We start from the raw sequence: 13,405 nt of genomic DNA on the forward strand, positions 1-13,405 counted from the left end.
TAACTTTGATTCGTCTAAAAATGATTACGTATGAAGATTTTTAAAATTTTAGCAGTTTCTGCAATGGCGTTGGGATTGACCTCTTGTGTCTCCAAAAAGCAGTACGATGCGTTAAGTTCAAACTATAAGCAGTGTATTGAAAATATTGGCGAAAGACAAAGAGAGATCCAGGATTTAAAGTCTCAGAATTCTGCATTGTCAGGGGAAAATAATCTTTTAAAAAGCCAGCATGATGCTTTGAAATCATCTTTGGATGCCTGTCTTTCAAATACGGGTAAAAGCTCAGCGAATATTGATAAGCTGGTTGGGGAAATCAATGCTTCCAACTCTTATATCAAACAGCTGATTTCAAACAATGCGAAAAATGACAGTCTGAATCTGGCATTGTCTAACAAGCTTAAAAGATCTCTTGATAATGTAGCGGATGATGACGTACAGATAAAAGTATTGAAAGGAGTGGTAATGATCTCTCTTTCTGATAAAATGCTTTACAAGACAGGAGATTACAACATTCAGCCTACAGCTCAGGAAGTATTGGGTAAAGTGGCTAAAGTGATCAATGATTACGATAAATATTCTGTCCTGATCGAAGGAAATACAGATAACGCACCTTTAAACTCTCCTAACTTACCGAGAGACAACTGGGATCTTTCTGCATTGAGAGGTACAGCAATTGCGAAGGTTCTTCAGACACAGTTCGGGGTAGATCCTGCAAGAATCACAGCAGGTGGACGTTCTGAATACAACCCTAAAGCAACGAATATGAGTGTTTCCGGAAGAGCGGAAAACAGAAGAACGGAAATCATCATCATGCCTAAGCTGGATGAGTTCATGAAATTAATGGATATTGCTCCTAAAAAGTAATTGAAACCCAACATACCCATAAAAATAAATCCCGAAGCAATTCGGGATTTATTTTTTTAATCAAATTAATTCTTCTTTTTTCAATAATGAAATAATCCGTTGAAAAAATGAATTGGATATTTGTGTCTTAGTTTTTTTTCGCGAAGAATCCGCTCTGCCTATTGGCCCAGCGGTCTTCTGATTCTCAGTGTTAGTTAGTTTTTCCCCTACATTCATTTCCTTTTTTTCTTAGTGTTTTTACCCCTTGTTCTCTGCAAATGTATAACTATGTCCGACACAAACATATCCGTATTTTCCCGGTATTTTACATCGTGGTTTTCCCGGAACAATGAATTGGCAGATAATCAGTGTTTTCCTTTGCAGAGGAAAAGGCAGCTGTTAATGCGTTCTTTCATTCAGTATCTTCTGTTGATTTAATAAGTGATGAGTAGTTTTTTATTAATTCTGTTATTTATTTTAAAAGAATGTTTATATTTAAATCTCCATAAAGAGAAATAACAGAGATATCCGAAAATCTTAAAGAGTAGGAAATTAATACTAAACTAAAAAATATGAAAAATTTAAAAAAAATGTCAAGAGGACAAATGAAAGAAGTACAGGGAGCAATTAGAGATTGTAACCCACAAATCATTTGTCGTGTCACCAGAGACTGTTGCCCGGGTTGGGTATGTGGTTCGCCAGGTGAGTACTGTATAGCTTTGTAATAAATAAGCAGATATATCTGAAAAGGAGGGGAATTTATTTCTCTCCTTTTTCTTTATTTCTCTCGCAGATGATACAGACAGAGCAGATTAACAAAAATAATAATCTGCATAATCTAATTAATCTGCGTGAATGTTTTAATCAATATATCCATTTCCTTCATCAAAATCAATGAAATTGATTCCCTTCTTTGCATTTTTAAAAGTATACGGCATTATAATCGAACTTTGCGTGGAAAAAACTGATCTGCACTACAAGTTTTACACATGATCCGAATTTTAAAATGATTAAATTTGTTTAAATTAAAATTGTATGAGCTTTTTTGAAGAAAAGAATCCTGAAATGGACAGGTATCTGGAAACACATGCTTCCTCAGAGCCTGAAATTCTGAGAAAACTAAGGAGAGAGACTTATCAGAAAACTACGCAGCCGCATATGATATCCGGATATCAGCAGGGAAGGCTTTTGACGATTGTTTCTCAAATGATTCAGCCTAAAAATGTCCTTGAAATAGGAACTTTTACAGGATATGCTACCCTTTGTTTGACGGCAGGCCTTGCCAAAGATGGAAAAATAACCACACTGGACGTTAATGAAGATCTTGCTTATCTTCCCAAGAAATATTTTGAAGAAAGTGAATTTGCAGGACAGATTGATTTTAAACTTCAGGACGCTAAAGAATTTTTGAAAGAAACTGATCAGATTTTTGATCTTATCTTTATAGATGCCGACAAAGAAAATTATGCAGAATATTTCAGACTCATCAAGCCCAGAACAAAATCCGGTTCCGTGGTGATGTTCGATAATGTTTTGTGGTACGGAAAAGTTCTGGAAGAAAATCCAAAACAGAGATCCACCCAGATCATCAAAGAACTGAATGATTTGATCGCAAAAGACGATGATTTTGAAAATCTTATTTTACCTTTGCGTGATGGAGTGAATTTTCTGAGAAGAAAGTAAGACACAAGATACAAGACAACAGATATCAGACGAACTTCAGTAAATCTGAAATCTGTTGTCTGAAATCTATCATCTAAAAAATTATGAATAAAGGAATTTGTAACGTTACAGTAGCACCGGTCCGCGCAGAAGGTTCTGACAAGGCGGAAATTGTTACGGAAATATTGTTTGGAGAAAGCGCTGATATTTTGGAAGTGAATAAAAACTGGACCAAAATAAAGATGCATTATGACGGATATGAAGGATGGATGGATACCAAACAGCTGAGATCTGTAACAGACGAGGATTTGGCCAAAAGAAAAGTAACCGTAGTGACTGAGGATTTTTCTTCAGTACTGATGAAAGATGGAAAAACTCTTCTTTCAATAGGATCTGAGGTAGAATTTCCGGTAGTGGCTTCAAGAAGAAGTCATGATCTTCGTGAAAGTATTGCTTTGGCAGCGAAGGAATTCCTTAATGTGCCTTATCTGTGGGGCGGAAAAAGTTTTTTTGCGGTAGACTGTTCCGGGTTTACACAACTCGTTTATAAAATTCATGATATAAAATTGCCGAGAGATACTTATCAGCAGGCAGAAGTTGGTGTACCTTTGACTTTCGTTGAAGAGAGCCAGCCGGGAGATTTAGCATTTTTTGAAAATCCGGAAGGGAAGATTATTCATGTAGGAATTATGCTGGATAACCAAAGGATCATTCATGCCTCTGGAAAAGTAAGGATAGATATTCTTGATTCTACGGGGATCTTCAACAAAGAAATGAATAAACATACGCATAAACTGAGAGTGATTAAAAACATGCTCTAGCCTTAAATACGGTCGGAATGGAGAATATTATTTTTACAGCCTTTGATATTTTTAATTTCGGATTGCTGGTTTTTTTCTGGTGGTTTACCCTGAAACATTACAAAACCCTTCCTAAAAGAATTCCGGTCCATTTCGATTTTGACGGAAAGGCTGATAATTTCGGGAGCAAAATATATTCTTTTATTACTCCGGTTATGGGAACCACCTTATTTTGTTTTTTTGCCTATGCATTAAGACATCCTGAAACCGCAAATTTTCCTGTTGATATTACGGATAAGAATAAATATGCCCAGTTTCTGATTATGGAAATTTTTCTGAGATGGCTGTTTGTCTTGGTGATGCTGATCTTTATGAACGGCCAGGATTATATGTTCCGATACTCTTTTGATGAAAACGTCAAGCCTAGAGTTCCGTTATCTACGGCTATTTTATCCGTCATCGGAAGTCTGATCATGGTATTCATTCTTGTAGCTATATTCAAATGATACAATCTAAAGAAATTTCAACGCATTATACATGGGGAAACGGCTGTGACAGCTGGGTTCTGAATGATTCCCGCAACCTTTCCGTAAAACAGGAAAAAATGCCCGCCGGAACTGCTGAAAAACTGCATTTCCATGAGTTGGCAGAACAGGTGTTTTATATTTTAAAAGGAGAAGCGGTATTTGATATTAATGATGCGAAGTTTTCTGTAAAGGCGGGAGAAAGTATTTCCGTTCAGCCCAGATCAAAACACTATATTTCCAATGAATCTCAGGGTGATCTGGAATTTCTTGTTATCTCCAGCCCGTCTACCCATAACGACCGAATAGAAATTGAAAAATAATTAAGATGTCATTCCTATACAACATATTTGTAAGTCTTCTCATTTTCGGAATGAAAGTTTTCTCTTGGTTTAATGATAAAACTAAAAAAGGAGTTGAAGGTAGGGAACAGTCTTTAGATCAGGTAAAAGCAGTATTTTCGCCATCAGATAAGGTGATCTGGATGCACGCAGCCAGCCTTGGTGAATACGAGCAGGGACTTCCGGTTTTGGAAAAGCTTAAAGAAAAATTCCCAACTCATAAGATCCTTGTAACTTTCTTTTCCCCTTCAGGTTATGAAAATGTGGTGAAAAAGAAACATATCGCTGATGTGATCTGCTACCTTCCCTTCGATAAAAAGACCACCATAAAAGAATTTATATCTCAGTTTGATCCCGAATTATTTTTCACCGTTAAATATGATTACTGGTATCATCTATTGGCTGAGCTGAAACAGCACGGTGCTAAGATCTATGTGATCTCCGCTTTGTTCTATGAAAGACAGGCATTTTTTACTTCCTACGGAAAATGGTTTGTCAAACAGCTCAAAAAAAATGTAGACTGGTTTTTTCACCAAACGGAATTTTCCTTTGCATTGGCCAAAAGTATCGGTCTCAGTAATTCTTCGGTAACAGGAGACACAAGATTCGACAGGGTAAAGCAGCTGAGAATACGCGACAATCATGTAGATTTTATTTCAGAATTTATAGGAGATCATCAGGCCATAGTTTTCGGAAGTTCGTGGCAGGCAGAAGAAAAAATCGCAGCCATCATTTCTAAAATGAATGCGGATTTAAAATTAATCATTGCTCCTCATGATCTGAAAAGAGTAGACCATTTAAAAAATATTTTCCCTGATGCATTAGTCTACAGCGCCATCAATAAAGCTGAACTCCCAATTTCTGAATATTCTGTTTTAATTATCGACAGCATCGGCCTGTTGTCAAAACTTTATTCCTACGCCGATGTAGCTGTTGTAGGAGGCGGTTTTCATGATGCGGGATTACACAATATTCTGGAAGCAGCAACATTCGGTGTACCTGTGATCTTTGGAAATCATTACAGAAAAAATCCTGAAGCAGACGGTCTGATTGAAGCAGAAGGCGGAAAGTCTTTTACCGAAGAATATGCGGCAGCAGATTTTGTATTGTTTCTCTTTAATAATCAGGAAGAATTGCAGGGAATGTCAGACAATGCCCGGAAGTTCGTTGATAACAAGCCTGATGCAACTCAACTTATTATTCAGAAAATATCTTAAGTCTGAGAGGAGGAGAGTTTTAGGGTCGGAGAGTTTTAGAGTTTCGAGGTTCAGGTTTGAGATTATAAGTGTTTGAGAGTTTCGGGTTGTGGGTAAGAGAATTTCACACTTCACTTGCGCAGCAAAATTGACCATTGACATTCTTAACCCAAGAAAAGTCTAGTATCTGATGTCTGAAATCTGTTATCTTAAATCTCTATCTTAAAAACCCCTGACTTTTCGTATCCTTCATGATTTGGTCTATGTCATCCGGAATATTTTCAGATTCAAGCCAGTTGAGGTCTAAACCATTATTGATACAGAGCTTCTGCAAATAATGATTTTCATTAATTTTTTGGTAAGTGTCTCTCAGGAGTTCATCGATTTCCATCCAGTAATCTTCATCCAGTTTTTTCGTTAAAACCAATGCCTTGAATACTTTATTGATGATGTAAATATAGAGTTTATAAACGTTGTCAAACCTTTGTCTGCTGAGGTCTTCGTTTGAATCCAGAATTCTGTTGACCAGCAAAATATTCAGGGAGACTTCCCCGAATTTATCTGTAGTTATTTTGACATGTTCAGTAATGTCTGCACTTACGGTTCGGACGGTGCTCATGAAATACTTCGCATTTCCCACATATTTTGATGCGAGAAGAAGTTTTTCAGCAACATTTTCTTCCATTGCATTTCTCTTGTCATCCGTAGTCTCCTGATCAATCAGCTCGAAATACAGCTTTTTAGACAAAAGTTTATCCTTTTTCAGCAATCTGAAAATAAGACGGTCTTTTTCTACGTTTGAAAAAGCACTCAAAGCTGCTTTAAACTCTTTTGAGTACTCCATTAATTAAATATTTTAGAATATTTCAGAAATCCGTTAACCGCCCAATTGGCCGTGTAATAAAGAGATTTTACAGTAGAAAATCCCATAAAGTCTTTATAGACCAGATACTGATCTTTGATGATGTTTTTTTTCTTTCGGGAAACACTGTTCTCACGCATTCTGTACTTGGCCAGGGTCTTATTGATAGGCATTCCTTCCGGGATTACTTTTAAAAGGTTCAGCCACATCACATGGTCTTCACGTTTGCTTTTTACCGGGAATAAAAATTTCCCGACTCTTTTGGTGTCGTACATCGTAGAAACCGGTGCCAGTCTGCAGGTTTTCAGAAGATTGGAAAAAGTGACTACTTTATCTGCTAAGAAATCCTTTAAAACAGGCTGTAGCTGCTCATTACACCTTGAATAGTTACAGTAAACCAATTCTGCATTGTTTTCCTCCATATAATCAGTCATGGTTTCCAGATATTCGGGATACCAGAAATCATCGGAATCCAGAAAGGCGATATATCGTCCTGTAGCTCTTTCCAGGCTGTTGTTTCTGGCATTTCCTGCGCCGCCGTTTTTCTCAAGGACCTGCAGTTTTATCCGTGGATCTTTGTATTTTTTTATAATATCTACGGTATTGTCTTTGGAAAGATCATCTGTGATCAGCCATTCCCAGTTTTCATAGGTTTGATTTAAAACAGACTGTATCGTTTCTTCGATGAATTCAGCAGAATTATAACAGGGAGTGATGATGGAGACCAGGTCTTTCATTTGCGTATTTACTGGGGTAAAATTATAAAAATTTTTTCTCATAAAGATGCCACGACGCAATTCCTACTCCAATCACCACCAGCATACACACAAAACTCATTAAAAAAGGATTGTAATTAGCGAATAGTCCAAGCGTAGCAAATACCCTGATAATAGGGAAGTGGAAGATATAAATACCGTATGTGAAGTCTCCGTATTTCCCGAAATTATTCAGGAACTTCAATGAATAGGCGATGTACAGTATGATAATACTGATCATGATAGGCGAAAATAATTTGATATGCAGAATCAGATCGATCCAAACGGTAATGATAGCAATGATAAATAGCGTGTTTTTGTATTTGATAAACTGATCAAAATAAAAGTAACCAAGCATTCCACCTATGAAATAGCACAGCGAACCGGGAAGCTGTTTGGAAATAGAAATTTTCCCTGCCATTTCAAAATAATTAAGGAACACCAGAGAAAGGAAATACAGAACGATCAGGCTGATATTTCTGTATTTGTTGTTTTTTCCGAATAATAAAAAGATCAGTGGAACCGCAAAATAAAAGCACATTTCAATCTTAAGGGTCCATAGCGCACCGTTGACGGCTTCATTCCCAAATACTCCGGGAAGGGAAGGAGCCATAAAGTTCATGAAGATAGAATTCCAGAAGAAATATTTATAAACCTGTACATTTCCAAAATAGTCGGAGAAAGAAAGGGTACTTACCAAACTCAGGAGTACAGTGCAGAGAAATACAACCAGCAGATAAGCGGGAACAATCCTGTTGATTCTTTTCTTTACATAGCTTTTCAGGCTGGAAGACCTTTCATAGCTTCTTGCAATAAGGAACCCACTGACAATAAAAAACGAAAAAACGGCAACTTCTACGGGACTGTGTGTTAAAAAAGTAAGTTGACTGGAGTCACTTAAAGCTCCCAGATGCCCTACAAAGACAATGAAAGCGAGGAGAACGCGGATGAAGTCAAAATTATTTTTCGTTATACTTTGCATTTTTGTTTTCTTTCTGCAAAAATAGTTTTTTTAATAAAAAGCGGAGGGTATCTCAGATTCAATATTTGTTAAATAACGCCTATTATGAGGGTTAATGTTCTAAAATTTTTAGAAATATGGAATATTGAAATAATTTTTCACAAAAAATGGTGTTATAAATCAAAAAAATTATAATTTTAGCCCTTGAAAATTTTATATATGAAGAAATTAGCATTACTATTTGCAGGTTTATCATTATTTTTAGCTACAGGATGTAATGATGATGGCGATACTACGATGGAATATCCTCTTGTTGGCGTTTGGCAGCCGCTTAAAGAAGTTGTGACCACCGTTGAAACAGGAGAAGATCCGGTTTCAGATCTTATTACCTATACCGACTGTCAGAAAGAATCCAGATGGAGATTCAATACTGAGGCATCCGGAAAAAGAACGGACTGGGATTTTATTGGTACCACGCCGCAGTGTGCTATTCAGTCAGACCGAAATTTCACTTACACATATGATAAAAGCTCAAAAACAGTAGTGATCAAATATCAGGGGACGGTAGAACCTTCCAATGCCAAAGTGGTTACCCTCAATGACGTGACCCTAAACCTTTCGGTAAGAGAAGAGACTCAGGATCCGACTGTATATAAAACAAGAACGTATACGTTCAAGAGAATTCCTCAATAATATACATTCCATACCTTATATAGATCTCATCTCCGGATGAGATTTTTTTGTTGAAGGGCATTTCCGAATTAATTAAAATTAAAATTCCTATTTCTTTTAAAATCATTATTTTTGTGAAAATTAGAATGGGAGTTGAAAAATGTAACATCTAATATCTAACATCTAATATTTATAATAAAGTGTTTTACGATCATCAGCAGATAGAAAAAAAGTGGCAGAAGTACTGGGAAGAAAACCAGACCTACAAAACCTCCAATAACACGGACAAACCTAAATTTTATGTTCTCGATATGTTTCCGTATCCATCCGGAGCAGGGCTTCACGTGGGGCACCCGCTGGGATATATTGCATCAGATATTTACGCGAGATATAAAAGACACCAGGGTTTCAATGTCCTCCACCCGGTAGGTTATGACAGCTTCGGACTTCCTGCTGAGCAGTATGCCATCCAGACAGGACAGCATCCGGCGGTCACCACTGAGGAAAATATCAACAGATATGAAGAGCAGCTGAAAAAGATCGGTTTCTCATTTGACTGGAGCAGAGAAGTGAGGACTTCAGATGCATCTTATTATAAGTGGACGCAGTGGATCTTTATCGAGCTGTATCATTCATGGTATAATAAAAGTACCGATAAGGCAGAACCTATCCAGACTTTGATTCAGCATTTTGAAGAAAAAGGAACTGAGGGATTAAATGCCAACCAAAACGACGAATTAAATTTTACGGCAGAAGAATGGAAAGATTCTTCAGACCTTGATAAAGAAGATATCCTTTTAAATTACCGTCTGGCGTTCAGAGCGGAGACTACCGTTAACTGGTGTCCGGCTTTGGGAACCGTGTTGGCGAATGATGAAGTGAAAGACGGAAAATCCGAAAGAGGAGGATTCCCTGTATTCCAAAAGAAAATGATGCAGTGGAGCATGAGAATTTCAGCCTACTCTGAAAGATTATTACAGGGATTGAATACATTAGACTGGCCGCAGCCTCTTAAAGATGCGCAGGAATACTGGATTGGAAAATCTCAGGGAGCACAGGTGCAGTTTCAGGTAGAAGGTCATGACGAGATCGTTGAAGTGTTTACCACAAGACCAGATACTATTTTTGGAGCAACATTTATGGTGCTGGCTCCTGAAAATCCTTTAGTAGATACCATTACTACAGAAGCTCAGAAAGCAGAAGTAGATTCTTATATTGAAGAAACGTCCAAGAAAACGGAAAGAGACAGAATGGCTGACGTGAAAAACGTGAGCGGCGCCTTTACGGGAAGTTATGCTGTTAATCCTTTCAGCGGCGAGAAAATGCCGATCTATATTTCAGATTATGTATTGATGGGATATGGAACGGGTGCTGTAATGGCGGTTCCTGCACATGACGAACGTGATCACAGATTTGCGAAGAAATTTAACCTTGATATTAAAAAGGTAGTCGATACCGATGAAGATGTTCAGGAAAAATCTTTCGATTCTAAAGATTCAGTGTGTGTGAACTCTGATTTCTTAAACGGATTGAATTATAATGATGCCAAATCCAAAATTATTTCTGAAATCGAAAATAAAGGAATTGGCCACGGAACGACCAACTACAGACAGCGTGATGCCATTTTCTCAAGACAGCGTTACTGGGGAGAGCCGGTTCCTGTATATTATAAGGAAGGAATGCCTTACACCCTTCCGGTTTCCGCTTTACCGCTGGAACTTCCAGAAGTGGAAAAATATTTACCGACTGAAGATGGTGATCCGCCATTAGGAAACGCGAAAGTATTTGCGTGGGATGAAGCCAATCAAAAAGTAGTCTCCGTAGATCTGATTGATGATAACACGGTATTCCCGTTAGAATTATCTACCATGCCGGGTTGGGCGGGAAGCTCATGGTATTTCCTTAGATATATGGATCCTTCCAATGATGAGGTTTTTGCTAATAAAGAATTGTCAGATTATTGGGGACAGGTAGATTTATACATCGGAGGAAGCGAGCATGCCACCGGTCACCTATTGTATTCCCGTTTCTGGAATATGTTCTTAAAAGACAGAGGTTATATTAATAATGATGAACCTTTCCAAAAACTGATCAACCAGGGGATGATTTTGGGGATGAGTGCATTTGTATACAGAATCGACGGAACAAACCAATATGTTTCAAAAAATCTTTCCGATACTTATAAAACACAGAAGATCCACGTTGATGTATCCTTATTAAAAGGAACCTCTGACGAACTGGATACTGAAGCTTTCAAAGCATGGAGACCTGACTATGCTGATGCTGAATTTATTTTAGAGGACGGAAAATACATCACAGACCGTGAAGTAGAAAAAATGTCCAAGTCTAAATACAATGTTGTAAATCCTGATGATATCTGTGAAGAGTACGGAGCAGACGGATTAAGATTATATGAAATGTTCTTAGGTCCATTGGAGCAGTCCAAGCCTTGGAACACGCAAGGGCTAAGCGGAGTGTACGGTTTCCTTAAGAAATTCTGGAACCTGTATTTCAACGGAGATACTTTTGAAGTGTCTGACGAAGAGCCTACAAAAGCAGAATACAAAGTTTTACATACCTTAATAAAGAAGGTGGTGTACGACATTGAGAACTTCTCATTCAATACGTCTGTATCTTCATTTATGATCGCTGTTAATGAGCTTCAAAAAATAAAATGCAACAAACGCAATATTTTGGAACCCTTAGCCGTTATCATCTCTCCGTATGCACCGCACATCTGTGAAGAGCTTTGGAGTTTGCTGGGGAACAAGGAGTCTGTGGAATTTGAAAAATTTCCGGTATTAAACGAAGATTATCTGGTAGAAGACGAAATCGAGTATCCGGTAAGCGTAAACGGTAAAATGAAGTTCAAAATTTCTCTTTCAGCTCAGTTATCAGCGAAGGAGGTAGAGGATTTGGTGATTTCTGATGAAAAAATGCAGCCTATTTTGGAAGGTAAAACACCTAAAAAAATCATCGTAGTGCATCACCGTATTGTGAATATCGTAATTTAAAAAAAAGTTAACATTGGCAAATTAAAAAAAATGAGGGTCTTATTTTTTTAAATTTCTAACTCAAATGTTAAAATTGAGGAAAATAAATAAAATAATTAAAAATAATTATTATATCGAAATCGTATTAAAATTTCTTTATCAGAAAAATGCAAAATGTTTATTTAAGACTCTTGCATTTTAATTAATTTTGCCTTTAATTTACACCTTGTAAAATTTTAAAACAATATAATTTAGTTAAATATGGAAATGAATGTTTCAAAAAATGATGAGCAAGTAGTTGCTAGAAAAGCAGGAGGTTTAAACCCGGCTGTTATTATTCCTATTTTATTCGTTATAGGAGTTTGTATTTATTTATTTGTTCTTGGGAACCCAGGGAACTTTAAAGACGCAGAAAAACTAGGTGGTGGATCTGTAGCTTTCTCTAGTGTTGAAGGAAAAGACATTCACCCAGAATCGTTTTTAGGTATTATCTACAAAGGAGGGGTTATCGTACCAATCTTGATTACTTTCATGATTACTGTAATCGTTTTCTCTTTTGAAAGATATTTCGTACTAGGTAAGGCTGCTGGAAAAGGTAACTTAGACAACTTCGTAGTACAAGTAAGAAGCTTATTGAATCAAAACAAAATTGATGAAGCTTTAGAAGAGTGTGACAGACAACAAGGATCTGTAGGTAACGTAGTAAAAGAAGGTCTTACTACTTACAAAGCACTTTCTCACGATACTACTTTAAATAAAGAGCAAAAAATGGTAGCTCTTAACAAAGCTATCGAAGAGGCTACTACTCTTGAAATGCCAATGCTTGAAAAGAACATGATGATTCTTTCTACATTAGGTACTGTAGCTACATTGATCGCACTTTTAGGAACTGTAATCGGGATGATCAAAGCATTCTTCGCATTAGGTTCAGGTGGTGGTACTCCAGATGCTGCTGCACTTTCTACAGGTATCTCTGAGGCCTTGATCAACACGGCATTAGGTATTGGTACTTCAGCTATCGCGATTATCCTTTATAACTTCTTTACATCTAAAATTGACGGATTAACTTATAAGATCGACGAGATCGCTATGAGCATCCAGCAGTCTTTTGCTGAATTCAACTAAGAATTGAATTTGTAGCAAGGAATTTGCATTCCAATTAAAAGAAGTTTAATTAAAAATAATTCAAAACAATGGCGAGAGTCAAACCAAAAAGACATGGAGTAGTGACGGATATGACGGCAATGTGTGACGTTGCCTTCCTACTACTTACGTTCTTTATATTGACCACTCAGTTTAAAAAACCTGACGTGGAGCAGATTAAACCGCCATCTTCAATATCAGAGAAGTTACTTCCTGATGCAAGTTTGATGACCATCAACGCAACTCCGGACGGAAAATTTTATTTCCAGCCGGTAGAAAATGCATCAGAGAGATTACAGCTTTTAGAAAAAATGGGTCAAAAGTATAATATGACTTTTACCAACCAGGAAAAAGCTGCCTTTCAAAAAGTACAAGCAATTGGGGTTCCTATGAACCAACTGAAAGGCTATCTCGATTTGTCAGATGAGGAGCAAAAAAGCTTTAAGAGTCCTACTGGGATTCCTATGGATAGTACAAATAAGCAGTTAGTGGAATGGGTAAAACAAAGTTTAAGCGTAAATCCTGATTACAAATTAGCAATCAAGGGTGACGTTACTACTGAGTATCCTAAAGTTAAAAGCCTATTTGAAGGTTTAAGAGATATTGATTTTCTTAAATTCTGGTTGATTACATCACAAGAAGGTAAACCATAA

Annotated in this window: 14 protein-coding genes; 11 read left to right on the forward strand and 3 right to left on the reverse strand. The window is 37.1% G+C overall.

Annotated features, from left to right (window positions below):
- Nucleotides 1–30 precede the first annotated feature (30 nt).
- The 7 genes from BUA72_RS00490 (at nucleotide 31) to BUA72_RS00515 (ending at nucleotide 5,387) form a co-directional block, all read left to right on the forward strand.
- Nucleotides 31–864, forward strand: coding sequence for an OmpA family protein (locus BUA72_RS00490; protein ID WP_072921304.1), 834 nt, complete (start codon nucleotides 31–33; stop codon nucleotides 862–864).
- Between the two features lie 551 nt (nucleotides 865–1,415).
- Complete coding sequence (locus BUA72_RS24790; RefSeq protein WP_165571850.1) at nucleotides 1,416–1,568, forward strand: CCPGW family putative bacteriocin; 153 nt, start codon at nucleotides 1,416–1,418, stop codon at nucleotides 1,566–1,568.
- Nucleotides 1,569–1,878: 310 nt separating this feature from the next.
- A complete protein-coding gene (locus tag BUA72_RS00495) occupies nucleotides 1,879–2,526 on the forward strand; it encodes an O-methyltransferase (protein WP_072921305.1) in 648 nt (215 codons plus the stop codon).
- A gap of 83 nt (nucleotides 2,527–2,609) precedes the next feature.
- Complete coding sequence (locus BUA72_RS00500; protein ID WP_047452946.1) at nucleotides 2,610–3,326, forward strand: C40 family peptidase; 717 nt, start codon at nucleotides 2,610–2,612, stop codon at nucleotides 3,324–3,326.
- A gap of 17 nt (nucleotides 3,327–3,343) precedes the next feature.
- Nucleotides 3,344–3,811, forward strand: coding sequence for a DUF1648 domain-containing protein (locus BUA72_RS00505; RefSeq protein ID WP_072921307.1), 468 nt, complete (start codon nucleotides 3,344–3,346; stop codon nucleotides 3,809–3,811).
- Nucleotides 3,808–4,152, forward strand: a complete 345-nt coding sequence (locus BUA72_RS00510; RefSeq protein WP_072921310.1) for a cupin domain-containing protein — start codon at nucleotides 3,808–3,810, stop codon at nucleotides 4,150–4,152. Before BUA72_RS00505 ends, BUA72_RS00510 begins: the two co-directional genes overlap by 4 nt.
- Before the next feature lie 5 nt (nucleotides 4,153–4,157).
- A complete protein-coding gene (locus BUA72_RS00515) occupies nucleotides 4,158–5,387 on the forward strand; it encodes a 3-deoxy-D-manno-octulosonic acid transferase (protein ID WP_072921311.1) in 1,230 nt (409 codons plus the stop codon).
- Between the two features lie 196 nt (nucleotides 5,388–5,583).
- On the opposite strand, the gene BUA72_RS00520 is transcribed toward BUA72_RS00515, so the two are convergent.
- Genes BUA72_RS00520 through BUA72_RS00530 form a run of 3 tightly spaced genes read right to left on the reverse strand, consistent with a single transcriptional unit; the run spans nucleotide 5,584 to nucleotide 7,965 of the window.
- Nucleotides 5,584–6,210 (reverse strand): deoxyuridine 5'-triphosphate nucleotidohydrolase, encoded by a 627-nt coding sequence (locus tag BUA72_RS00520; protein ID WP_072921313.1) that lies wholly within the window; start codon nucleotides 6,208–6,210, stop codon nucleotides 5,584–5,586.
- The gene (locus tag BUA72_RS00525; RefSeq protein WP_072922453.1) at nucleotides 6,210–6,965 is read right to left on the reverse strand and encodes a glycosyltransferase family 2 protein; all 756 of its coding nucleotides are present in this window, start codon (nucleotides 6,963–6,965) and stop codon (nucleotides 6,210–6,212) included. Before BUA72_RS00525 ends, BUA72_RS00520 begins: the two co-directional genes overlap by 1 nt.
- Nucleotides 6,966–6,987: 22 nt before the next feature.
- On the reverse strand, nucleotides 6,988–7,965 hold the full coding sequence (locus tag BUA72_RS00530; protein WP_072921315.1) for an acyltransferase family protein: 978 nt from the start codon (nucleotides 7,963–7,965) through the stop codon (nucleotides 6,988–6,990).
- Between the two features lie 198 nt (nucleotides 7,966–8,163).
- On the opposite strand from BUA72_RS00530, the gene BUA72_RS00535 reads away from it, so the two are divergent.
- The 4 genes from BUA72_RS00535 to BUA72_RS00550 all read left to right on the forward strand — a co-directional run bounded on the left by BUA72_RS00535 (nucleotide 8,164) and on the right by BUA72_RS00550 (nucleotide 13,405).
- Complete coding sequence (locus BUA72_RS00535) at nucleotides 8,164–8,637, forward strand: lipocalin-like domain-containing protein (RefSeq protein ID WP_072921316.1); 474 nt, start codon at nucleotides 8,164–8,166, stop codon at nucleotides 8,635–8,637.
- A gap of 179 nt (nucleotides 8,638–8,816) precedes the next feature.
- Nucleotides 8,817–11,630 (forward strand): leucine--tRNA ligase, encoded by a 2,814-nt coding sequence (leuS, locus tag BUA72_RS00540; protein WP_072921318.1) that lies wholly within the window; start codon nucleotides 8,817–8,819, stop codon nucleotides 11,628–11,630.
- A 240-nt stretch (nucleotides 11,631–11,870) separates the two neighbouring features.
- Entirely contained in the window at nucleotides 11,871–12,734 is an 864-nt protein-coding gene (locus BUA72_RS00545) for a MotA/TolQ/ExbB proton channel family protein (RefSeq protein ID WP_034723277.1), read from the forward strand.
- Nucleotides 12,735–12,802: 68 nt separating this feature from the next.
- Nucleotides 12,803–13,405, forward strand: a complete 603-nt coding sequence (locus BUA72_RS00550) for an ExbD/TolR family protein (protein ID WP_034701908.1) — start codon at nucleotides 12,803–12,805, stop codon at nucleotides 13,403–13,405.

Source organism: Chryseobacterium sp. OV279 (assembly GCF_900128945.1).
Lineage (GTDB): Bacteria > Bacteroidota > Bacteroidia > Flavobacteriales > Weeksellaceae > Chryseobacterium.

Bases quoted from the DNA above. Each gene is read 5' to 3' on its own strand.
- BUA72_RS00490 (WP_072921304.1), top strand. From the start codon at position 31: ATGAAGATTTTTAAAATTTTAGCAGTTTCTGCAATGGCGTTGGGATTG.
- BUA72_RS24790 (WP_165571850.1), top strand. From the start codon at position 1,416: ATGAAAAATTTAAAAAAAATGTCAAGAGGACAAATGAAAGAAGTACAG.
- BUA72_RS00495 (WP_072921305.1), top strand. From the start codon at position 1,879: ATGAGCTTTTTTGAAGAAAAGAATCCTGAAATGGACAGGTATCTGGAA.
- BUA72_RS00500 (WP_047452946.1), top strand. From the start codon at position 2,610: ATGAATAAAGGAATTTGTAACGTTACAGTAGCACCGGTCCGCGCAGAA.
- BUA72_RS00505 (WP_072921307.1), top strand. From the start codon at position 3,344: ATGGAGAATATTATTTTTACAGCCTTTGATATTTTTAATTTCGGATTG.
- BUA72_RS00510 (WP_072921310.1), top strand. From the start codon at position 3,808: ATGATACAATCTAAAGAAATTTCAACGCATTATACATGGGGAAACGGC.
- BUA72_RS00515 (WP_072921311.1), top strand. From the start codon at position 4,158: ATGTCATTCCTATACAACATATTTGTAAGTCTTCTCATTTTCGGAATG.
- BUA72_RS00520 (WP_072921313.1), bottom strand. From the start codon at position 6,210: ATGGAGTACTCAAAAGAGTTTAAAGCAGCTTTGAGTGCTTTTTCAAAC.
- BUA72_RS00525 (WP_072922453.1), bottom strand. From the start codon at position 6,965: ATGAAAGACCTGGTCTCCATCATCACTCCCTGTTATAATTCTGCTGAA.
- BUA72_RS00530 (WP_072921315.1), bottom strand. From the start codon at position 7,965: ATGCAAAGTATAACGAAAAATAATTTTGACTTCATCCGCGTTCTCCTC.
- BUA72_RS00535 (WP_072921316.1), top strand. From the start codon at position 8,164: ATGAAGAAATTAGCATTACTATTTGCAGGTTTATCATTATTTTTAGCT.
- BUA72_RS00545 (WP_034723277.1), top strand. From the start codon at position 11,871: ATGGAAATGAATGTTTCAAAAAATGATGAGCAAGTAGTTGCTAGAAAA.
- BUA72_RS00550 (WP_034701908.1), top strand. From the start codon at position 12,803: ATGGCGAGAGTCAAACCAAAAAGACATGGAGTAGTGACGGATATGACG.